Annotated in this window: 18 protein-coding genes; 8 read left to right on the forward strand and 10 right to left on the reverse strand. The window is 54.7% G+C overall.

Features of this window, described 5'->3' with window-relative positions; translation table 11 throughout:
• The first annotated feature begins 12 nt into the window (after positions 1 to 12).
• On the forward strand, positions 13 to 1,155 hold the full coding sequence (gene dnaJ, locus M0D42_RS13900) for a molecular chaperone DnaJ (protein WP_265019207.1): 1,143 nt from the start codon (positions 13 to 15) through the stop codon (positions 1,153 to 1,155).
• Positions 1,156 to 1,258: 103 nt separating this feature from the next.
• The gene (radC, locus tag M0D42_RS13905; RefSeq protein ID WP_265019208.1) at positions 1,259 to 2,011 is read left to right on the forward strand and encodes a RadC family protein; all 753 of its coding nucleotides are present in this window, start codon (positions 1,259 to 1,261) and stop codon (positions 2,009 to 2,011) included.
• A 1-nt stretch (position 2,012) separates the two neighbouring features.
• Here radC and M0D42_RS13910 read toward each other — a convergent pair whose 3' ends face one another.
• From M0D42_RS13910 to secA, 3 genes are all read right to left on the reverse strand, one after another.
• Positions 2,013 to 3,566, reverse strand: coding sequence for a phosphate ABC transporter substrate-binding/OmpA family protein (locus tag M0D42_RS13910; protein ID WP_265019209.1), 1,554 nt, complete (start codon positions 3,564 to 3,566; stop codon positions 2,013 to 2,015).
• Between the two features lie 20 nt (positions 3,567 to 3,586).
• Positions 3,587 to 4,603, reverse strand: a complete 1,017-nt coding sequence (locus tag M0D42_RS13915; protein ID WP_265019210.1) for a translocase — start codon at positions 4,601 to 4,603, stop codon at positions 3,587 to 3,589.
• 103 nt (positions 4,604 to 4,706) lie between these two features.
• Positions 4,707 to 7,403 carry a preprotein translocase subunit SecA gene (secA, locus tag M0D42_RS13920; RefSeq protein WP_265019211.1) on the reverse strand — a complete coding sequence of 899 codons (2,697 nt, stop codon included), beginning with the start codon at positions 7,401 to 7,403 and terminating at the stop codon, positions 4,707 to 4,709.
• A 183-nt stretch (positions 7,404 to 7,586) separates the two neighbouring features.
• Between secA and M0D42_RS13925 the strand changes: the two genes are divergently transcribed.
• The 4 genes from M0D42_RS13925 (at position 7,587) to M0D42_RS13940 (ending at position 10,363) form a co-directional block, all read left to right on the forward strand.
• Entirely contained in the window at positions 7,587 to 8,438 is an 852-nt protein-coding gene (locus tag M0D42_RS13925; protein ID WP_265019212.1) for a peptidylprolyl isomerase, read from the forward strand.
• A gap of 1 nt (position 8,439) precedes the next feature.
• Complete coding sequence (gene argJ / locus M0D42_RS13930; protein WP_265019213.1) at positions 8,440 to 9,669, forward strand: bifunctional glutamate N-acetyltransferase/amino-acid acetyltransferase ArgJ; 1,230 nt, start codon at positions 8,440 to 8,442, stop codon at positions 9,667 to 9,669.
• Positions 9,670 to 9,678: 9 nt separating this feature from the next.
• Entirely contained in the window at positions 9,679 to 10,077 is a 399-nt protein-coding gene (gene mutT, locus M0D42_RS13935; protein WP_265019214.1) for an 8-oxo-dGTP diphosphatase MutT, read from the forward strand.
• A gap of 163 nt (positions 10,078 to 10,240) precedes the next feature.
• Positions 10,241 to 10,363: a hypothetical protein gene (locus M0D42_RS13940; protein ID WP_265019215.1), complete on the forward strand. Its 123-nt coding sequence runs from the start codon at positions 10,241 to 10,243 to the stop codon at positions 10,361 to 10,363.
• A 130-nt stretch (positions 10,364 to 10,493) separates the two neighbouring features.
• Here the strand turns inward: M0D42_RS13940 and infB are convergent, their stop codons facing one another.
• From infB to rimP, 4 genes are read right to left on the reverse strand one after another with little or no spacing between them, the layout of a single operon-like run.
• Positions 10,494 to 12,992 (reverse strand): translation initiation factor IF-2, encoded by a 2,499-nt coding sequence (gene infB, locus M0D42_RS13945; protein WP_265019216.1) that lies wholly within the window; start codon positions 12,990 to 12,992, stop codon positions 10,494 to 10,496.
• Entirely contained in the window at positions 12,989 to 13,621 is a 633-nt protein-coding gene (locus tag M0D42_RS13950; protein ID WP_265019217.1) for an RNA-binding protein, read from the reverse strand. Before M0D42_RS13950 ends, infB begins: the two co-directional genes overlap by 4 nt.
• A gap of 22 nt (positions 13,622 to 13,643) precedes the next feature.
• Complete coding sequence (nusA, locus tag M0D42_RS13955) at positions 13,644 to 15,296, reverse strand: transcription termination factor NusA (RefSeq protein ID WP_265019218.1); 1,653 nt, start codon at positions 15,294 to 15,296, stop codon at positions 13,644 to 13,646.
• Between the two features lie 4 nt (positions 15,297 to 15,300).
• Positions 15,301 to 15,885: a ribosome maturation factor RimP gene (gene rimP / locus M0D42_RS13960; protein WP_265019219.1), complete on the reverse strand. Its 585-nt coding sequence runs from the start codon at positions 15,883 to 15,885 to the stop codon at positions 15,301 to 15,303.
• Between the two features lie 236 nt (positions 15,886 to 16,121).
• Here rimP and M0D42_RS13965 point away from each other — a divergent pair, with 236 nt between their 5' ends.
• Positions 16,122 to 16,847, forward strand: a complete 726-nt coding sequence (locus tag M0D42_RS13965; protein WP_265019220.1) for a hypothetical protein — start codon at positions 16,122 to 16,124, stop codon at positions 16,845 to 16,847.
• Here the strand turns inward: M0D42_RS13965 and M0D42_RS13970 are convergent.
• The 3 genes from M0D42_RS13970 to pip all read right to left on the reverse strand — a co-directional run bounded on the left by M0D42_RS13970 (position 16,802) and on the right by pip (position 20,087).
• Positions 16,802 to 17,422, reverse strand: coding sequence for a CDGSH iron-sulfur domain-containing protein (locus tag M0D42_RS13970; protein ID WP_265019221.1), 621 nt, complete (start codon positions 17,420 to 17,422; stop codon positions 16,802 to 16,804). The two genes, M0D42_RS13965 and M0D42_RS13970, sit on opposite strands and share 46 nt — an antisense overlap.
• Before the next feature lie 97 nt (positions 17,423 to 17,519).
• The gene (locus M0D42_RS13975) at positions 17,520 to 19,040 is read right to left on the reverse strand and encodes an ABC transporter substrate-binding protein (protein ID WP_265019222.1); all 1,521 of its coding nucleotides are present in this window, start codon (positions 19,038 to 19,040) and stop codon (positions 17,520 to 17,522) included.
• A 75-nt stretch (positions 19,041 to 19,115) separates the two neighbouring features.
• Positions 19,116 to 20,087: a prolyl aminopeptidase gene (gene pip, locus M0D42_RS13980; RefSeq protein WP_265019223.1), complete on the reverse strand. Its 972-nt coding sequence runs from the start codon at positions 20,085 to 20,087 to the stop codon at positions 19,116 to 19,118.
• Between the two features lie 49 nt (positions 20,088 to 20,136).
• Here pip and ubiG point away from each other — a divergent pair, with 49 nt between their 5' ends.
• Complete coding sequence (gene ubiG / locus M0D42_RS13985) at positions 20,137 to 20,886, forward strand: bifunctional 2-polyprenyl-6-hydroxyphenol methylase/3-demethylubiquinol 3-O-methyltransferase UbiG (protein ID WP_265019224.1); 750 nt, start codon at positions 20,137 to 20,139, stop codon at positions 20,884 to 20,886.
• Positions 20,887 to 20,890 lie beyond the last annotated feature (4 nt).

The following is a 20,890-nucleotide window of genomic DNA, read 5'->3' on the forward strand; positions in this document are numbered from 1 at the left end:
GAGGAGTAACCCATGGCAAAACGCGACTACTACGACGTGCTGGGTGTGGGCAAAGGCGCCTCTGCGGACGAAATCAAAAAAGGCTATCGCAAGAAGGCCAAAGAATTTCACCCGGACCGCAACGCCGACAATCCAGACGCCGAAGCCAAGTTCAAAGAAGCCAACGAAGCCTATGAGGTTCTGAAAGACGCCGACAAGAAAGCAGCCTACGACCAATATGGTCATGCAGCTTTCGAAAACGGCATGGGCGGTGGCGGCGCAGGCCGAGGCCATCCAGGCGGTGATTTTTCATCCGCCTTCTCTGATGTGTTCGACGATCTATTTGGTGACTTTATGGGCGGCGGTCGCGGTGGCGGACGCCAACGCGCAGCGCGCGGCTCTGATCTGCGTTACAACCTGCGTGTCACACTGGAAGAAGCCTATTCCGGGCTGCAGAAAACCATTCAGGTGCCAACCTCCGTATCTTGCGGAGAATGTAACGGAACCGGCGCCGAGGGCGGAGCTGAACCAACCACATGCCCAACCTGTTCTGGCATGGGTAAAGTCCGTGCGCAGCAAGGCTTCTTCACCGTTGAACGCACCTGTCCAACCTGTAATGGCCTTGGTCAGATCATCAAAAACCCATGTCGCGCCTGTGGTGGCGTAGGCCGTGTCGAGAAAGACCGCTCACTGGCGGTGAACATCCCTGCGGGTGTTGAAACTGGCACGCGCATTCGTCTGGCTGGCGAAGGTGAAGCGGGTCTGCGTGGCGGGCCTACCGGTGATCTTTACATCTTCATCGAAGTGACCAAACACAAGATATTTGAACGTGAAGGCACCAACCTCTTCTGCCGCGTACCGGTCTCTATGACCGCAGCGGCGCTGGGTGGCGATATCGAAGTACCAACCATTGACGGCGGGCGCAGCCGGGTGAAAATCCCGTCAGGCAGTCAATCTGGTCGTCAGATGCGCCTGCGCTCCAAAGGCATGCCAGCTCTGCGTGGCACGGGCCAAGGCGACATGTTCATTGAACTTGCGGTGGAAACGCCTGTGAATCTCACGAGCCGACAAAAAGAACTGCTGAAAGAGTTCGACGAGCTCTCAGAGGACAACAGTCCCGAAAGCAGCAGTTTCTTTAAATCGGTCAAGGGCTTCTGGGATTCGATGAAATCCTAAGTCAGCCAAAAGATCTTGAATTGGGCGCGTCTTCGGGCGCGCCTTTTTCATTGTGTTTCCCACGCCTTTACCAAATCCTAACTTTGATTTCTGAGTTTTGGGTATGCCTCAGCGTAGCCAACTCGAAGAGCAATCGCTCCCCATGTTTCAAAGCCCGCAACCGGTGCCAAAAGGGGGTCGGCTCCCTTCGTACATCAAAGATCATCGAAAGCGCCTTCGAGATCGTTTTATCAAAGGCGGTGCAAGCGCCCTGCCCGATTACGAACTCTTGGAACTGGTTCTCTTTCGCGCCATCCCCAGACAAGATGTGAAACCCCTCGCGCGTCGCCTGTTGGATCGGTTTGGCAATTTCAATGGCGTGATTACCGCGCCAATCTCGCGTCTGAAGGAATCCTACGGTGTAGGAGATGCTGTGATATGCGAGCTGAAAATCGTTGAGGCAGCAGCACAGCGGTTGGCGCAATCGAAGGTGCTGAACAAGCGGGTGATCAGCTCTTGGGATGCGCTATTGGATTATTGTCAAACAAGCATGGCGCATCTGGACACGGAACAATTTCGCATCTTGTTTCTTGATACTAAAAACACTCTGATCGCTGACGAATTGCTGGCACGCGGCACAGTTGATCATGTGCCAGTCTATCCGCGCGAAGTTATGAAACGCGCCCTAGAGGTAAACGCAAGCGCTCTGATCTTGGTTCATAATCACCCCTCGGGTGACCCCACCCCATCACGTGCCGACGTGGAAATGACGATGCAAATTCAAGAGGCTTGCTCAGTCATGTCGATCACCCTGCATGATCACTTGATAATCGGGCAATCAAAGCATCTGAGCTTCCGCTCCGAACAACTGCTCTGAACTAACGCAGCCAGACCTCGACGCGGCGGTTCACCTGTCGACCCCAAGCGCTTTCATCACAGGCCATCGGGAGCGCCTCTCCATAGCCCTCAACAGCGATCTCAAGCTTGCTCAGGTCAGCGGTCTCCGCAGCTGACAGCACTGCATTACGCACTGACTCCGCGCGACGTAGCGCGATGCTACGGTTGGCATCTGCAGAGCCCTCTCCGTCGCTGAATCCCACAAAGACCAACTCTCGCCCGTCATAGGTGCCTAGCTCCAAGGCGCGAGCCAATTGTTGCGCGTTGGATTGTGACTGCGGGTCCAAGGCGGAGACTCCCGGGCGGAAGCGGAAAGTTGTGGTTAGACGGTCATGATTGCCAAGCCGATTCACGATGGCCTGTACATCTGCCAAGGGCACCGATTTCTCGGCCTGAGCAATAGCATTTGCGAAACGCTCACCCTGCAAGGCGATCGAGATCTCCTCCGGGGACTGATCAACGAATCCTGCCCGGCGGATCACAATCTGGGCGGCTGGACCGCGTGTATAGGTCAGAAAATCGCGTGCCATTTTGGGCAGGCGTCGTGCGGGCAGATAGAGGAACATCGGTGCCGTCAGGGGGTAGTCCTCTGTCTTGATTCCGCGCCTTGTTGCGTGCACGGCAAACCCGCAGCCCCCAGCCAGTGGCATGCGCATCGCCGAGCCGGAACTGGCGTAGGTCGCAATCCCAATCGCAAAGGGGTCGCGCTGCACCGCGCTGACCAAAGCGGCCATTTGGGTATGGAACTGTGTGGTCTCGCTGATTTCTTTTCCAGAGGGTGCCAGCAACCTATCTTCGATGGCCTGCAAAAGACCGGAATTCTGTTGAGGGGCATGCAGGGTGATTGGCGCATCAGGCCCACCAAGCGCCTGCCAATTGTCAATCTCTCCCGCGAAGACACGTGCCAGTTCAGAGGCCGTCACCCGGTCAACTGGATTACCAGGTGCCACGACGGGCACAAGCGCATTCAGAGCAAGAACACGGCTGCGGTTTTTACCCCGCATATTGCCCAGCCCCGCTTCAAAACCGCGCTGCGCTTCATCCTCGCGAATTTCACGCAAGGACATGACGATATCAGCTTCATCTGCAAGCAGGTCGGCAAATCCTTCGTCTGTGGTCGAGGCGCTAAAGGTGAACCGGGCCAAGTCTGTGCTGGTTTGCGCATCACCCAGAACATAGGTGAAATTCGCTGTATCCTCGATTTCACGGGCAACCGAGTAGCCATTTCGTAGGGCAAAACCATCCAGCAGAGCTGGCATCAAAATCTCTGCCATTCCCGCAGCCCCAGCGATTGTGATCTCAGCAACAAAATCTGTCAGGTTCGGGCAGGCTGGACCGTCACAGGTGACGCCGGAGCCATCAACTGTCAGTTCTCCATAAACCGTTTCAACGCGGTAGAATTCCCCGTCGAACCCCAAAAGCGTACCGGAGATCTCAACCGCACCATCAGGTGAAGTCAGGGTGATATCCTGCGCAGAGACAGAGGTGCCAAAAATAGAAAGTGCGGCGATACACGCCGCACGCAAAATTGTCATAATGGGACCCTGCGCTGCGCTTAATTATTGCGCGCGATTGTCAGGTCTTCGAGCAGGTTTTTCAACACCAGAAAATCACCTGTCGCACCACATTCTGGCATTGCAATCTCAAACCGATTGGTGGCGATGTCGCCGCCAGCATGAATTTGCATTGTATCCGCCGCGATTGCGCGATTGCAGTTAGCGCCATTGACCTCTGCTTCCACAGAAAGCACGACATTGCCATCACGGCTCGGGTTGCCAATTGGGAAGGTGTAAACATCTGCCATACGCGAAATCTCGCTATCGCCAGCCCCCATACGCATCATGAAGCCACCGTCACCACCAACAACAGCGGTCAAATCGCGCGGGTTGCCAAACCAGACGTGCCCGTCGGTGTCATAGTCGGCTTCAAATTCCAAAGCATGGATTTGCAATCCAGTTTCGCCTGCCCATTGGAGCGCAACGCGATCATAGAACACGATAGAGGAGACCAAAGTTTCCGCGAAGACTTCGCTGCCATTTGGAAAAGACACACCAAATTCTGCCAGTTCATCAAAGGCAGGCACTGTGATGTCCAACACTCCGCTATCACTCAGAACCTCATGAAACTTAAGACCTTCATGTGAAATCGCGATCCGTGCATTCGGCATGCAGGTCGCCTCGATGTGAAGGTTCACCAAAGCTGCGACTGTTGCTTCTGCCTCGACACGAATATCGCAGCCCAGCACAGGTGCGGGCTCTTCGCGCGGCAAGGCAGCGATGGGTGTGTCTTCAGATAATGTCAGAGCCACTGGCTGCACCGGAAGAGATGCTTCGGGCTCGGCAGGTACCTTGGGCAAGAACTGCCCTGTCAAACCCAAAGAAGAGGCAATCTGAATCGACGCTTCAGATGGTACAGCAAGCTTTTTCACCTTTTCCGGCTGCACACTGGCGGCTTCTGTTGGCGTCCCGCTCTGCAAGAAAAATCCCACTACGGCAGCTGACGCAGCTGTCCCCGCGATCAAAGCCAATTTACCGGACCGACCAGACAATTTGATAAGTTTGAACGGAACCATCTGAGATCCCTCCTACTCGCAATAACTCATCCTGCAAGCTGGACAGCAAAAAGGGCGCCGCTGTGGCGCCCTTTGGGTGTTTCTCAGACGATTCCTTGCCGGTTCAGGACAGTTTGCCATGGCAATGTTTGAACTTTTTACCGGAGCCACATGGGCAGAGATCATTGCGTCCTGGATTACCCCATGTGCTTGGGTCGTCTTCATTGAAGCCTTCAACCAACGGCGTGCGGTTTGCTTTTTCGGCAGCCTCTGCCTGCGCCTGCATCGCCGCGGCCTGCTGCGCCTGGACCTGTGCAATCATTGCCTTTTGTTCTTCCTCTGTCAGAGGACGAATTTGGCTCAGATTGCGGGTCACATCGGTTCGCAGCCCATCCAGCATGCCTTCAAACAGTTGGAAGGCTTCGGACTTGTATTCATTGAGCGGGTCACGCTGCGCATAGCCGCGGAAGCCCACAACAGAGCGCAGGTGTTCCAACGTCAGCAAGTGTTCACGCCATTTACGATCGATGATCTGAAGCAAAAGCTGCTTTTCGATGCCACGCAGTTGCTCTGGGCCGAACTGTGCCGCTTTTTGCGCCATGTGCTCGTCAGCCGCATTCTCCAGACGTTCGATGATGTCTTCATCATCCACGCCCTCTTCCTGAGCCCATTCCATCACCGGCACATCAATGCCCAGCTGTTCAATGGTGGCTGCATAAAGACCTTCGGTGTTCCATTGATCGGCATAGGATTTCGGCGGCATATATTCATCCACCAGATCACCGATCACCTCATGGCGCATGTCCTGAACGATTTCAGACAGGTCCTCGGCTTCCATGATCTCGCGACGTTGGGAGAAGATCACTTTCCGCTGATCGTTCATAACGTCATCGAATTTCAGAAGCTGTTTCCGAATGTCAAAGTTACGGCCTTCGACCTTCGCCTGTGCGCGTTCGAGCGATTTGTTGACCCAAGGGTGCACAATCGCTTCGCCTTCTTTCATACCCAGAGTGGACAGAACCTTGTCCAGACGATCCGAGCCAAAGATACGCATCAGGTCGTCTTCCAAAGACAGGAAGAAAGCAGAACGACCCGGGTCACCCTGACGGCCAGAACGACCGCGCAGCTGGTTGTCGATACGGCGGCTTTCGTGACGTTCTGTTGCCAGAACAAATAGACCACCCGCAGCCTTAACTGCGTCCTCGTCGGCCTTGTGGCCCTCTTCGATCTTGGCGCGAATTTCATCTGGGTTCGCTTCAGGATCCGCCGCGATGGCTTCCATGATTTTGAACTCAACGTTGCCGCCGAGTTTGATGTCAGTACCGCGGCCCGCCATGTTGGTCGCGATGGTCACCGCACCCAGCTTACCGGCGTCAGCAACGATTTGCGCTTCCTGCTCGTGCTGGCGCGCGTTCAGAACGTTGTGTTTGATGCCGGCGTTGTTCAGCAGATCAGACAGCAGCTCGGATTTTTCAATCGATGTTGTACCAACAAGAGTCGGCTGCCCCTTGGCGGAGGCCTCTTTGATGGTCTCAACGATGGCGTTGTATTTTTCCTGAGCGGTCCGGTAGACTGCGTCGTCGTCATCCACGCGTGCCACTGGTCGGTTGGTTGGAACTTCAACCACACCAAGCCTATAGATTTCGTGGAATTCTTCCGCCTCAGTCAGAGCAGTACCGGTCATGCCGCCCAGCTTGTCGTAGAGACGGAAATAGTTCTGGAAAGTCACCTGCGCCAGCGTCACGTTTTCAGGTTTGATCGACACGTTTTCCTTCGCCTCAATCGCTTGATGCAGGCCTTCGGACAGACGACGACCTGACATCATGCGACCGGTGAATTCGTCGATCAGCACAACCTCGTCACCGCGTACAATGTAGTCCTTGTCTTTGGTGAAAAGCTTGTGCGCCCGCAGACCTTGGTTCACGTGGTGCACGATGGAAGTACTTTCTGGATCATAAAGCGATTGACCCTCTGGCAAGATGCCACGCGCCAGAAGCTGCTCTTCCAGCCAGTCGTTGCCTTCGTCCGTAAAGGACACGTTACGTGTCTTTTCGTCCAAGGTGTAATGTTCGTCGCTAATCTCCGGGATCACTTGATCGACGGACATGTAAAGCTCTGTACGGTCTTCGGCAGGGCCGGAAATAATCAGCGGGGTCCGCGCTTCGTCGATGAGGATCGAGTCAACTTCGTCGACGATGGCAAAGTAATGATCACGCTGCGCAAGGTCTTTCAGCTCGGACTTCATGTTGTCGCGCAGATAGTCAAAGCCAAGTTCGTTGTTGGTCGCATAAGTGATGTCACACTTGTATGCGGCCTTCTTTTCGTCCTCAGGCTGTTGAGGGTAGATCACACCAGTGGTCATGCCAAGGGCGCCGTAGACTTTGCTCATCCATTCCGCGTCACGGCGGGCGAGGTAGTCGTTCACGGTCACGATGTGGACTCCGCGGCCTGTCAGGGCGTTCAGGTAGGCTGGGAAGGTCGCCACAAGGGTTTTACCTTCACCGGTTTTCATTTCAGAGATATTGCCTTCGTGCAGGAAGATGCCGCCCAGCAGCTGGGTATCAAAAGCTCGCAGACCCAGAGCGCGTTTCGCTGCTTCACGGCAGTTGGCAAAAGCTTCGGGCAGGATCGCGTCCAGCGCTTCACCATCTGCCACACGTTTACGGAACTCTTCGGTTTTATTGATCAGCTGCTCGTCGCTTAGTTTCTCAAACTCAGCTTCCAGCGCATTGATCTTTTCGACAGTCGAACGGGTTGCCTTGATCTTACGGTCGTTCGGCGTTCCGAAGACCATTTTCGTCAATTTACCAAAACCCAACATGTTCGCTTGTCCTTCGTTGACAATTTCTTGCGCCGCAAATGCTTGCCCGTTCTGCGCCCTGCTCATACAAACGGGGCAAAGGTTTCTTGCGACGGCCTCAAGGCGATGTAAGGGGCCAGTTATACAGTGTCAACGTCGCCAGCCAGTGCGGCCCCCTGTCGGGGTAAAACCAAGGACGAAACGATGTCAAAAACCCTCAATTTTCTGCGTAGCTCCGCTGTAGCGCTTCTGCTCGCGACACCAGCCATTGCAGACGATTCGCCCAATGCTGCCACGGTTGTTGCGACGGTGAATGGAAATGACATCACTCTCGGTCAGATGATCGCACTGCGATCTAGCCTAGACCCTCAATATCAATCACTTCCTGATGACGTTTTGTTCAACGGCATTCTCGATCAACTGGTACAGCAGTCTTTGCTGGCAAGCACCTTTGAAGGGGACACCCCCAAGCGCGTAGAGCTGAATCTTGCAAACCAACGCATCAGTCTACTGGCCGCTGATGTCCTGGAGACTCTCATCGCGGAAAAAGTGGACGAAGCCGCTATCGAAGCCGCTTACTTGGAGCGCTTTGCTGACTTCGAGGGCGCTCGTGAATACAATGCCTCCCACATTCTGGTGGAGACCGAAGAAGAAGCGAAAGCCATCGCGGAAGACGTGCGTGGCGGTGCAGACTTCGCGGCAACTGCAAAAGAGAAGTCCACTGGTCCTTCTGGTCCAAATGGAGGGCAACTTGGTTGGTTTGGCCCCGGTCAGATGGTTGCTCCATTTGAAGCCGCAGTTGAAACATTGGAAGTGGGACAGGTCTCTGATCCTGTTCAGACACAGTTTGGCTGGCATGTGATTATACTGAACGATACTCGGACGCAGGAAGCTCCTGCTTTGGCCGAGGTTCGCCAAGAAATCACCGGCGAAGTTCAGCGCCAAGTCATCGATGCCGAGATCGCGCGCGTTCGCAAAGCAGGTGACGTTGATACAAGTGGCAGCGAGGGTATCGACCCTGCCATTCTGAAACAAGACGACTTGCTGGAGAACTAAGTTGGCGACGATCGAAAACGTTTCCCCGCTGGCCCCAGCGGCCTTTCCGGATTTGCCAGAAATCGGTGGGGTCAAATTTGCCTCCGGCGAAGCAGGTGTGAAGTATTCCGGCCGCAAGGATGTGTGTCTGATCACGCTAGCACCAGGTAGCGCTGTGGCAGGGACATTCACAAAGTCGGCTACACGCTCTGCCAACGTTCTGGATTGCCAGCGCAAATTGGGCAGTGACTCAGCGGCAGGCGCGGCTTTCTTTATAAATTCAGGCAACTCCAACGCCTTTACCGGGCGCGCTGGAGAAGGGTCCGTACAGGCGATTAGCAAATCAATCGCTGAGGCAACGGGCTTGCCTGAGAACCGGATTTTCACATCTTCGACTGGCGTTATTGGTGAGCGCCTGCCGCATGAAAAAATCACGGCCAAAGTGGCGGATCTAGCGGCAGATCTGAGCGCCGGTGGTATCGAAGGTGCGGCGCAAGCCATCATGACGACCGACACTTTCGCGAAAGCTGCAACAGCAACGATCGAGATCGAAGGTCAACCCGTGAAAATCGCAGGGATCGCCAAAGGTTCGGGCATGATCGCACCTGATATGGCGACCATGCTGGTATACATTTTTACTGATGCAAAGGTTGAGCAAACACTGCTGCAAACCATGCTGTCTGAACTGACAAATGTGACTTTCAACTGCATCACTGTAGATAGTGACACCTCGACCTCAGACACCCTGCTGCTGGGTGCGACTGGTGCCTCTGGTGTAGAAATCACAGAAATCGCGGGGACGTTTCATGATGCGCTAGAGCAGGTCATGCTCGAGCTTTCTCATCTGGTGGTAAAAGACGGCGAAGGCGCCACCAAATTTGTTGAGATCCAGGTGACCGGCGCCGCCAATGATGTGGATGCAAAAACCCACGGTTTGGCCATCGCAAATTCACCGCTTGTGAAAACTGCCGTTGCGGGTGAAGACGCGAACTGGGGCCGCGTAGTCATGGCGGTCGGCAAATCCGGGGCAGCTGCTGACCGTGATCTCTTGTCCATTCGGTTTGGTGACATCGTGGTTGCGGAAAAGGGCTGGGTCGCCGAAAGCTATGCTGAGGAAGACGGCGCAGCTTACATGAAGCGGGACCATCTGGTGATCGGTGTCGATCTCGGCCTAGGCGACGGTAAAGCCACAGTCTGGACCTGCGATTTGACCCATGGCTACATCTCGATCAACGCCGACTACCGGTCTTAAGAGGTGGGTATGAAAACGGTACTTGTTTCCGCAGTTGCTTTGATCGACCGGGATGGGCGCGTGCTTCTGGCACAGCGCCCAGAAGGTAAATCCATGGCCGGTCTCTGGGAGTTTCCCGGCGGCAAAATCGAAGATGGTGAGACGCCGGAAGCAGCATTGATCAGAGAGCTGGAAGAAGAGCTTGGGATCAACACCTGGGCCAGCTGCCTCGCGCCACTGACCTTTGCCAGTCACTCTTATGATTCGTTTCACCTGCTGATGCCGCTCTTCGCTTGCCGCAAATGGGAAGGCACCCCAATGGCAAAAGAGGGCCAAACCCTGAAATGGGTGCTGCCAAAGGACCTGCGAAACTACCCAATGCCGGAAGCAGACGTGCCTTTGATCCCTATTTTGAGGGATTGGCTGTGAGTTCTAGGGATTTCAAGCCTACGACTGAGACATAATCCTTTTGTTAACCAATTTCTTGTTGGAAAAATTTTATTTGTGCTAAATGTATCTTTAGTGCGGTGAGTAACTGGGTCGCCGCCAAATTCTAATATTCACAATGTCGATCAATCTGGGGGGATTGGACATGTTGAGAACCATCATGGTGGGAACCTGCATTTCCGTGCAGGGGCTCTTCGTGAAATCCCTGCCAAACGGGCGCATCGTTGTCCGTGTTGGTGACAAGGTATTTCAGGGAAAGCCAGTTTAACAAGTTTATCTGTTTATCAAGAAGCGCTGCCGCGGAGACGCGAGGCGCTTTTTTGACGCTCGCATATTATTCCTGAAACAAAAAAGCCCGCCAATACTGGCGGGCTTTTGGTTTTCTAAATGGAACCGACTTAGTCGAGTGTACGTTCGACTTCTTCGCGCTCGAAAATCTCGATCACATCGTCAGCGCGGATATCGTCGTAGTTTTCAAACGCCATACCGCATTCTTGACCGGACTGAACTTCCGCCACTTCGTCTTTGAAGCGTTTCAGGGTCTTCAGCGTGCCTTCGTGGATCACCACGTTGTCGCGCAGCAGGCGAACACCCGCAGAACGACGCGCCACACCTTCGGTGACAAGACAACCGGCAACTTTACCAACGTTGGACACTTTGAAGACGTCCTTGATGGTCGCGTAACCGATGAAGTTCTCTTTGATCTCCGCAGAAAGCAGACCAGATGCCGCCGCTTTCACATCATCCACAAGGTCGTAGATGACGGAGTAGTAACGAATCTCAACGCCCTTCTGGTTCGCAGTGTTGCGAGCAGATGCATTTGCACGGACGTTAAAGCCCATGATTGGCGCACCGGAGGCTTCCGCCAGACCAACATCAGATTCTGTGATCGCACCAACACCAGAGTGGAGGACACGTACACGAACTTCATTGTTGCCGATCTTCTCCATCGCCTGAACGATGGCTTCCGCAGACCCCTGCACGTCAGCTTTCACCAGAATTGGCAGTTCAGAGACGTTCTCGTCTTCTTTTGCCTTCTGCATCAGCTGTTCCAGAGTGGTCGCCGCACCAGCTGCCGCGCGTTTGTCTTTGGCCGCTTTCTCACGGTATTCCGCGATCTCACGCGCCTGCGCGTCGGTTTCGGTCACGTTCAGAACGTCACCTGCTTCTGGTGTGCCGTTCAGACCCAGAACCTCAACCGGAACGGATGGGCCAGCTTCTTCAACGCGTTCACCCTTGTCGTTGATCAGCGCACGGACCTTACCGTACTGCTCACCTACAACAAAGATATCACCCTGACGCAGCGTACCCTTCTGAACCAGAACGGTCGCAACCGGGCCACGACCCACGTCAAGCTGCGCTTCAATCACAGCACCCTGTGCTGCGCGATCTGGGTTGGCTTTCAGTTCCAGAATTTCAGATTGCAGCGCAATCGCTTCCAGCAACTCGTCCAGACCCTGACCAGTGATAGCAGAGACTTCAACGTCCTGAACTTCACCAGACATGGCTTCCACGATCACCTCATGCTGCAGCAGTTCTGCGCGCACTTTGTTTGGATCAGCCGCTGGCTTGTCGCATTTGTTGATCGCCACAATCATCGGCACTTCTGCCGCTTTCGCGTGGTTAATCGCCTCGATGGTCTGCGGCATCACAGAGTCATCCGCCGCAACAACCAGAACAACAATGTCTGTCACCTGCGCACCGCGGGAACGCATGGACGTAAACGCCGCGTGGCCCGGAGTGTCGAGGAAGGACAGGGTTGTGCCACTGTCGGTGGTCACCTGATACGCACCAATGTGCTGGGTGATGCCACCGGCTTCGCCAGCAACCACTTTCGCGTCACGGATCGCATCCAACAGAGATGTTTTACCGTGGTCGACGTGGCCCATAATCGTGATGACCGGAGGACGTGGCTGCAGATCTTCGTCTTTGTCGTCAACGTCTGTGATGACATCTTCCACATCAGAATCAGAAACGCGCACAACTTTGTGGCCGAATTCTTCGATGATCAGTTCCGCAGTATCCGCATCAAGCGTTTGGTTCTGCGTCACCATCATGCCCATTTTCATGAGCTCTTTAACAACGTCAGCCACACGTTCCGCCATCCGGTTCGCCAGCTCAGAAACCACGATGGCTTCTGGCAGCTGAACGTCACGGATGATCTTTTCACGCTCGACCTGGCCACCCATCGCCTTTTGGCGCGCACGCTCTTGCTTACGCTTCATAGCTGCCATGGATTTCTGACGACCGCCTGCACCACCGGTGGCTTGGCTCAGTGTCAGCTTGCCAGAACGACGACCATCATCGCGACCACGACCGCGGCCACGCTGTTCGCGTTCCCGATCCGCTTTGCGCGGCGTCGCAGCAGGTGCTGGTTTGTGGTTTGGTTCACGCTTGGCAGGCGCTGCCGCTTTCGGAGCCGCCTTTGCAGCCGCCGCTTCTGCAGCTGCGCGCTTGGCCGCTTCTTCAGCATCCTTACGCTTCTGTTCTTCAGCTTCCGCTTTGGCTTTCGCCTTTTCTTCCGCTTCGCGCTGTTCACGCTCTTTGGCTTCCGCCTCGGCGCGACGACGCTGACGCGCCTCTTCGCGCTCGCGCTCTTCAGCGGCGCGGCGTTCTTTGTCTTCGGCTTCGCGTGCCTTCGCAGCTTGCAGCGCCTTCAGACGACGCGCCATTTCAGCATCAGAGATGCCGGCAGGACGTTTGGAAGGGTCACCACCTGGCTTACCAGGGTTCACACCTGGTTTCGCTGCGCCTGGCTTTGGCACCACAACGCGCTTGCGTTTGGTCTCCACCACGACGTTCTTGGTCCGGCCATGGCTAAAGCTTTGCTTTACGTTGCCCGGACGGGCACCTGCACCACGTAGACCCAGAGTCTTTTTACCGTCGTTATCGCTCATCTAGCTGTCTTACCCTTTCCGACGGCCCCTGCCGCCGTAATTTCGCGTACGCCCTTTAGTCGTTGGGCTTCCTCTACAACTCTTTTTGTGAGTCCACCAGACGCAAGCGCCCCATGTATCACAGTTTGTCGCCCAAAAGCCAATCCCAGCTCACTTTGAGACAACCACCCAATGTAGCTGCCGTAGTGAGGCGTGCTCAGTTTGGACTTTCCACGACCAGAGCCGTCGATTGCCTGAATGAGGACTTCGGCAACTTCTTTCGAAAGCCAGTCCTTCACCTTTTCGTATCCGGCAACCGCATCGCCGGATTTCCGCGCCAGGCTGATCAGATCAACCACCCGGCGTGCCAATTGTTTTTCGACCTCATCTACCAAGCCTTCAGGCACTTTGACCTTGGCTTTAGCCGCGCGCGCAAACGCGCCTTTTGAAGCCGCCTTTTCGATCGCTGCGCGATCTGCAGACACCCACATGCCACGACCCGGAAGCTTCCCTAAAACATCAGGGAAGACCGTATTATCAGGGCCAACCACAAAGCGCACCAGCCCGTGTTTGGGCTGGGTATCGCCGGTAGCGATACATTTGCGTTCCGGGCCGTCTTCCCGGTTTTTCGGCTGACCACCGCGTGACATGTCGTTCTTGTGTCCTCAGGTCTTAAGCGTTTGCTTCCGGCGCTGCGTCAGTTGAAAAAACGGAGTCGGCGTCAATTTCTTCGCCTTCTTCACCTTCTTCTGCCTGCGCAATCAGTTCTTCCGGATCGACCCAACCCAGAACAACACGGGCGGTCATCACCAGATCCTGCGCTTCTTCCAGGGTCACACCAAATGGTTCCAGAACACCGTCGTCTTTGACGCGCTGACCATCGACTGTGGTCCAGCCACCGGCCAGTTCCCAGTCTGCACAGGTTGCGAAATCTTCCAGAGTTTTCACGTCGTCTTTCGCCAGCGCCTCTACCATTTGGGCAGTCAGACCTTCGAATGCAATAAGGCTGTCCTCTGCACCCAACGCACGGGCCGCATCCAGAGCTGCTTTTGCCGCTGCTTCCAGATAGTCACGCGCACGGGCCTGCAGCTCACTTGCAGTGCCTTCGTCCACACCGTCGATCACGAGCAGTTCGTCAATTTCAACGTAAGCAACTTCTTCCAAGTTGGTGAAACCTTCGGACACCAGAAGCTGTGCGAAGAATTCGTCGATATCCAGCGCATCCACAAAGAGTTTGGTGCGGGCTTCGAATTCTTTCTGACGACGTGCGGATTCTTCCGCTTCGGTCATGATGTCGATGTCGAGGTTTGTCAGCTGAGACGCCAGACGCACGTTTTGACCACGACGACCGATCGCCAAGGACAGCTGCTCTTCAGGAACAACAACTTCGATCTTGCCCGCTTCATCGTCCAGAACAACCTTGGTCACCTCTGCAGGCTGCAGCGCGTTCACCAAGAATGTTGGCTGATCTTCGTTCCAAGGGATGATGTCGATCTTCTCGCCCTGTAGCTCGTTCACAACGGCCTGCACGCGAGAACCACGCATACCAACACAGGCACCAACTGGGTCGATGGAGTTGTCGTATGAAATTACGGCGATCTTCGCACGGGAACCCGGATCACGCGCAACCGCCTTGATCTCGATGATACCGTCATAGATTTCTGGCACTTCCATTTTGAACAGCTCTGCCATGAATTCAGGTGCCGTGCGGGACAGGAAGATTTGCGGGCCACGCTGCTCGCGGCGCACATCTTTGATGTAGACGCGGATACGGTCGTTCGGGCGATAGCTTTCGCGGCCGATCTTTTCGTTACGACGCAGAACCGCTTCGCCACGGCCGATATCAACGATAACATTGCCGTATTCTTCGCGTTTCACCAGACCATTGATGATGGTGCCAGCCTTGTCTTTGAACTCTTCGTACTGACGATCACGCTCTGCTTCGCGGACCTTCTGCAGGATAACCTGCTTCGCAGATTGTGCCGCGATACGGCCCAGCTCTACTGGTGGGATTTCTTCCACATAAGTGTCGCCAACTTCCGGAGCTTCCAGATACTGCTTGGCTTGCTCTACGGTGAATTCTGCCTGGTAGTTTTCCAGCTCTTCATCTTCCACAACTGTGCGCACACGGGTGAAAGTCGCCTTACCGGTCTTACGGTCGATGGACACACGAATGTCCATTTCCGCGCCGTAGCGAGACTTCGCAGCACGTGCCAGCGATTCTTCCATCGCTTCGACAACCAGACCTGGGTCGATCATCTTCTCGCGTGCAACGGCTTCAGCAGTTTGCAGAAGCTCCAGCTGGTTTGCAGAGGTAATTGCCATTTACTCAGTCCTCCTTGGAACCGGTGTCGGTTTCGATCTCGTCAATATTATCTTCGTTCAAGGTGCCAGCTGCTTTGCGCTGCTTCAGCATTTCCTTGATCAGGTCGTCGGTCAGGATCAGCTTGGCATCCGCCAACCAATCAAATTGCAAACCAACCGTTTGGACCTCGCCAGAGGCTTCAATGTTCACCAGGACTTCTTCGCCTTCTACGCCTGCCAAAATACCGCGGAAACGTTTTTGGCCGTCGATCAGCTCGGTGGTCTCAATTTTTGCGTCATAGCCTTCAAAGGTCTCAAAGTCCTTCAGGCGTGTCAGCGGACGATCAATGCCGGGGCTGCCAACCTCAAGAACATAGGAATCATCCAGAGGGTCTTCCACATCCAGAATGGCGCTGACGGCGGTGCTGATTTCACCACATTCATCAACTTCAATACCGCCTTCAGGGCGTTCTGCCATAATCTGAAGCGTGTTGGTTTTGCCACCCATCAGACGCAGGCGCACCAGCTCAAACCCCATGTCTTCGATCACAGGGGCGACAATCTCGGCAAGCCGACTATCAATCGCTGTTTTGGCAATCATGTTGCTCATATACAGTGTCCATCCACTCAAACAGGCACAAAAAAACGGGCCCGCGGCCCGTTGGAAATTCCGGTGGTGCGTTCGACCCGAAGGTCCAGCGCGCCGCTGTTGAAAGGGCATATACGCTCAAACATCTGAGTCTGCAAGTCCAGTTTCCCCGTCCTGACAGAAGGCTCAATCTGAGAGCAAATGAGCTCAGGATCAGAAATAAGCTTTCGGTAACTCTTTTGGCTGACACTTACGCAATGAAACAGGACCCTGTTAACCCATTCATTCTGACTTATTTCAACGTTCGACAATCTCTGGGAATAATCGCGATGGTCTTCCCCTTACTGCTGTTGGCAGGGGGATTTGTGACCGAGGGCGAGGTGCTGCCATCGATCAGCGACTATTATTTTTCTGCCATGCGCGACTTCGTTGTTGGTGCCTTGGTCGCCATCGGCATTTTCCTAATGGCTTATAAAGGAGAGCGCGGCGCCCAGCGCGACTGGATCGATACACTCACGGGAATTGGCGCGGGGTCTGCCTCTATCGGGCTCGCGCTTTTTCCAAACAAGCCTCACGCGCTAGGCATCGAAACCTTCTTTCATGCCATTATGGATGACCGGATCAGTGTCGCGATCCACTTTCTATCAAGCTTTATTTTCCTGACGACGTTAACGCTTTTTTGCCTGTGTATTTTTTCACGTGACGCACACAGCCAAGAACGCCGGATATACTGGATGTGTGGCTGGGCAATCGTCGCCGCTGGGGTCACAGCAACATTTGCCAGCTTCGTGCGCGCCTTTGACTGGTTTGGTGCGCGCATGCTGGTAGAAGACCTGAATCTGATCTTCTGGCTCGAAGCAGCTGGCATCTGGGCCTTCTGCATTGCGTGGCTCATCAAAGGTCAGTCAGAGCGCAAATCAGCGCTCCGCAATTCCTCTCAGCCATCTGTCCATTTCTCATCGCGGTGGGTGCCATCGCAATAGGGCTTGTTCCCGGACTTTCCACAACGGCAGAGTACGTATTTCCGTTCAGACATATTCTCGGCCTGCGGCGGGACTGGAGACGGGACATCCAAAATCCAATACGGGCCATTTTTCTCAACTTGGATCTGCGGGCGCTCTGCCGTCAGATGCGGTTCATCTGTATCCGCAATGGCCAAAGCGCCTGACGGACAGGCAGCAATCACCTTTTTGACGTCTTCGATGCTGCCATTATCAGGAACCACCCACGGCCGCTTTGTGGCATCAAACACGTGCGGCGACAGCGCATTACAACGCGCAGCATGTGAGCAGAGCAACGGGTTGAACGTGACCGAAATCTCTTTGCCTTCATAAGTCAGCAGACGATCCCGTCCCGCCGGTTTGCCACCACGGCTTTCAAAGCCCGCATCAGTATGACTGCCGTCGCAGAACGGTTTGTTCTGACTTTGCCCACATCGACAAAGCGCCATCACTGGTTTGGCTTCGACCTCACTGCCATCGGGCAGGCGCATATGCGTGATGCCTTTCACAACAAGTGGTCCGTTTTCGCGTTCTTCAATGGTGGGTGTATCTGACATGGCTGGCTTCCTGGCTGTGTCCTTTGAAATCAGCTTAAATGCAGAAACTCAGACCACAAATGGTAATCTGTGTGCATTCACGCAGAGGTGTGCTGCGTTATGCGAACCACCAACGCTCGATCATGCGACCACTATCCTGGGCAAAAAGATTGCCAACTGCAGGCCCATGTGAAAGCCGCGCATGATGGGCATCCACGAAATTCGCAAAGGCCGGGATCAATGCGCCGCCTTCTTCCGCCATAAGGGCCTGCATCTCGTGATATAATGCCTGACGCTTCTGCGTGGAAAGTTCCGCCCGTGCACTCAGCAGCAAATGCTGGAAATGCGGGTTGTCCCAATGGCTGGCATTCCAAGCCCCGTCTCTGGTCGACATCATGGAAAACATCCAGTCTTCGGTAACACGACCGGACCAGACAGAGGCCTGAAGGTTCAGAGCACGATCATCAGCCTTGGAGTGGACTGACAATCCGGCCTTCGCAGCAGATGTCTGGAAAGCGCCGACTGCGCGTTCAATCGCCGAATGATGGTAACCGGAAGAAGGAAGCGTGACAGTCATCTCCTGAACACCGGCTTTCTTCAGATAGAATTTCGATTTATCGGGATCATAGACGTGGGCCGATAGATCAGCGGCTAGGAACTGGTTCATTGGCCCAATCGGGTGATCCTGCGCCATCCGCCCGTAACCAAGCAGTGCATCCTCCACCACGGCTTTGCGATCAATGGCAGACTTTAGCGCACGTCGCAGATTTAGGTCATGAAACGGCGCTTGGTCCGCGCGCATCGTGAAACCAATATGCTGATTGCCTGACACATCGGTCAGCCGCAAGGTCTTGTGGCCCTTGATCTCAGCCTGACGCGCAACATCAAAGTCATTGATTGCATCTACCTGCCCGCTCAGTAGTGCATTCGCTCGCGTCGAAGGATCATTCATCGCGATCAATTCAACTGCGTCAAACCAACCTTCCTTGCCGTCTTTGTAATGCCCTTGAACGCGCCCCAGCATCGTGCGCTTGCCGGGTTCAAAGCCAATGACTTTGTAGAGGCCAGTGCCAATACCCTGTTCCAGGGCCAGCTCAAGATTATCGCTCGGATAAATGCAAAGATGATAGTCAGCAAGCAGGAATGGGAAGTCAGCATTTGGTGCTGCAAGGCGGAATTCTACTTCATGCGCGGTCAGCGCCGTCATCTCCGAAATCGCAGAGACAATCACCCGCGCGGGCGAATTCACATCACTGTCGAGGTGTAGGCGCAAAGACGCGATCACATCTAGCGCTTCAAAAGGTTTGCCGTTGTGGAACTCAACGCCTTTGCGCAGCTTAAACGTCCACCGCTTGGCGTCTGTACTGGCTTCCCAGCTTTCGGCCAATTCGCCGATCAGCTCACCGTTGGCAGCCACCTGAGTAAGCGTATCGAAGACAGCGCCATGACCCGCCATGATCATGAACTGACCCTGATGGGTGCGGCTGTCCCAACGATCAGACGCAAATGCCCCGCCAACGCCAAGGCGTAATACACCACCGCGTTTCGCAGCTGCACCGAGGGGCAATCCAGACGCCGCAAGAACACCGGCGGCGGCGCCGGTCTTCAAAAGGCTACGTCTGTCCAAACGGGTTTTCACAGCAATGTCCTAAGTCGTTGACCCGACTCAAGAAAGCGCGGTTCGGGGCAATTTACAACCTCGCGATCGCAGAATTTACAGATTGGCGAAATCTTTCATCACTTGAATCAGTTCAGAGGTGATCCCCGGCTCACTCAATGCGTGCCCTGCATTCTGGATCATCCGCAGTCGGGCATTGGGCCATTTCTTTGCAAGCTCATAAGCTGAATGTGGCGGGCAGATCATGTCATAACGCCCCTGAACAATGACCCCAGGGATATGTGAGATCCGGTCCATATGCGCGAGGATCTGACCGTCAAAATCAAGGAACCCGGCATGGGTGAAATAGTGATTTTCCAGCCGCGAAAAAGCCCGCGCATAGTCCGCATGGGGCTGCCCTGGCATGCCGTTAGAAGCCATAGATGCCAAGGCATTCTCCCAGGCAGCCCAGGCCTTTGCGTATTTGATCTCAGTCTCACGATCGCCGCTAAAGAGCCGCTTGTGATAGGCCGCGATCATATCGTCTCGCTCGTCTTCCGGGATCAAGCTCGCGAAGCGCGTCCAGGTTTCCGGCCAGAATTGTCCAGCGCCGCCGCCATAGAACCAATCGAGCTCACACTGTGTCATCAGGAAAACGCCGCGCAGGATCAGTGCCACCGGCCGATCTGGATGCGTCTGCGCATAGATCAGAGCCAGTGTCGCGCCCCAGCTGCCGCCAAAGACAACCCATTGCTCAATGCCAAGCGCCTCACGGATACGCTCAATATCTGCAACCAGATGCCACGTCGTATTGTTCTCAATCTCTGCATGCGGTTTGGACCGCCCGCAGCCGCGCTGATCAAACAGGATGATCCGATAAACGCTGGGGTCAAAATACCGCCGCATCGCCGGACTCGCCCCGCCACCGGGGCCCCCATGGAAGACCACCACAGGAAAGCCATCTGGATTTCCGGACTGTTCGACATAAATCGAATGCCCGTCCCCCATATCCATCATCCGCTGATCAAAAGGATCGATCGGCGGAAATAAATTCTGAAGTGCGCTTTTATGACCCGAGTGTTTGTCCATATTCGATCTATATAGTATTGCGCGCCCAAATGAGCACATGGAGGCTAGAATGCAACCCACGATGAATACTGTCGACCCAGCCGAGGTCGCAAAGTTTCAGGCCATGGCCGCCGAATGGTGGGACCCGAATGGGAAGTTCAAGCCCCTTCATATGCTTAATCCTTGTCGGCTGGACTATATCACACGTCAGATTGCGGCGGAATTTAACCGTGACCTGACGTCAGAAAAACCATTCGAAGGTCTGACCCTTCTGGATATCGGCTGTGGCGGCGGCTTGCTGAGCGAACCAATGGCGCGCCTGGGGGCCACTGTCGTTGGTGCAGATGCCGCTGAACGCAATATTCCAGTGGCTCAGGTGCATGCGGAACAATCCGGGCTGACGATCGACTATCGCCACACCACCGCAGAAGCCATTGCCGCGGCAGGTGAGCAGTTTGACATTGTTTTGAACATGGAAGTTGTCGAACACGTTGCTGATCCGCAAGAATTCATCACGGTATGTCAGCAATTGGTGAAACCGGGCGGGCTAATGATCTGCTCGACCCTCAATCGCAATGCCAAGAGCTTTGCCATGGGCATAATCGGCGCCGAATGGGTCATGCGCTGGTTGCCGAAGGGAACGCATGAGTGGAGCAAGTTCATCACGCCTGATGAGCTCTATGGGATGTTAGAAACCGGAGGTTTGACGCCGGTGGATCGCAAAGGTTTTGTGTTCAATCCGTTGGGATGGAGCTGGTCAATTTCAGACCGCGATCTGAGCGTGAACTACGTGACGACGAGCACGAAGACAGCCGCTTAAAGCT

The organism is Cognatishimia activa, from assembly GCF_026016445.1.
Lineage (GTDB): Bacteria > Pseudomonadota > Alphaproteobacteria > Rhodobacterales > Rhodobacteraceae > Cognatishimia > Cognatishimia activa_B.

Excerpts from the sequence above, each read along its gene's own strand:
- dnaJ (WP_265019207.1), top strand. The coding sequence starts at position 13 with ATGGCAAAACGCGACTACTACGACGTGCTGGGTGTGGGCAAAGGCGCC.
- radC (WP_265019208.1), top strand. The coding sequence starts at position 1,259 with ATGCCTCAGCGTAGCCAACTCGAAGAGCAATCGCTCCCCATGTTTCAA.
- M0D42_RS13910 (WP_265019209.1), bottom strand. The coding sequence starts at position 3,566 with ATGACAATTTTGCGTGCGGCGTGTATCGCCGCACTTTCTATTTTTGGC.
- M0D42_RS13915 (WP_265019210.1), bottom strand. The coding sequence starts at position 4,603 with ATGGTTCCGTTCAAACTTATCAAATTGTCTGGTCGGTCCGGTAAATTG.
- secA (WP_265019211.1), bottom strand. The coding sequence starts at position 7,403 with ATGTTGGGTTTTGGTAAATTGACGAAAATGGTCTTCGGAACGCCGAAC.
- M0D42_RS13925 (WP_265019212.1), top strand. The coding sequence starts at position 7,587 with ATGTCAAAAACCCTCAATTTTCTGCGTAGCTCCGCTGTAGCGCTTCTG.
- mutT (WP_265019214.1), top strand. The coding sequence starts at position 9,679 with ATGAAAACGGTACTTGTTTCCGCAGTTGCTTTGATCGACCGGGATGGG.
- M0D42_RS13940 (WP_265019215.1), top strand. The coding sequence starts at position 10,241 with ATGTTGAGAACCATCATGGTGGGAACCTGCATTTCCGTGCAGGGGCTC.
- infB (WP_265019216.1), bottom strand. The coding sequence starts at position 12,992 with ATGAGCGATAACGACGGTAAAAAGACTCTGGGTCTACGTGGTGCAGGT.
- M0D42_RS13950 (WP_265019217.1), bottom strand. The coding sequence starts at position 13,621 with ATGTCACGCGGTGGTCAGCCGAAAAACCGGGAAGACGGCCCGGAACGC.
- nusA (WP_265019218.1), bottom strand. The coding sequence starts at position 15,296 with ATGGCAATTACCTCTGCAAACCAGCTGGAGCTTCTGCAAACTGCTGAA.
- rimP (WP_265019219.1), bottom strand. The coding sequence starts at position 15,885 with ATGAGCAACATGATTGCCAAAACAGCGATTGATAGTCGGCTTGCCGAG.
- M0D42_RS13965 (WP_265019220.1), top strand. The coding sequence starts at position 16,122 with ATGAAACAGGACCCTGTTAACCCATTCATTCTGACTTATTTCAACGTT.
- M0D42_RS13970 (WP_265019221.1), bottom strand. The coding sequence starts at position 17,422 with ATGTCAGATACACCCACCATTGAAGAACGCGAAAACGGACCACTTGTT.
- pip (WP_265019223.1), bottom strand. The coding sequence starts at position 20,087 with ATGGACAAACACTCGGGTCATAAAAGCGCACTTCAGAATTTATTTCCG.
- ubiG (WP_265019224.1), top strand. The coding sequence starts at position 20,137 with ATGCAACCCACGATGAATACTGTCGACCCAGCCGAGGTCGCAAAGTTT.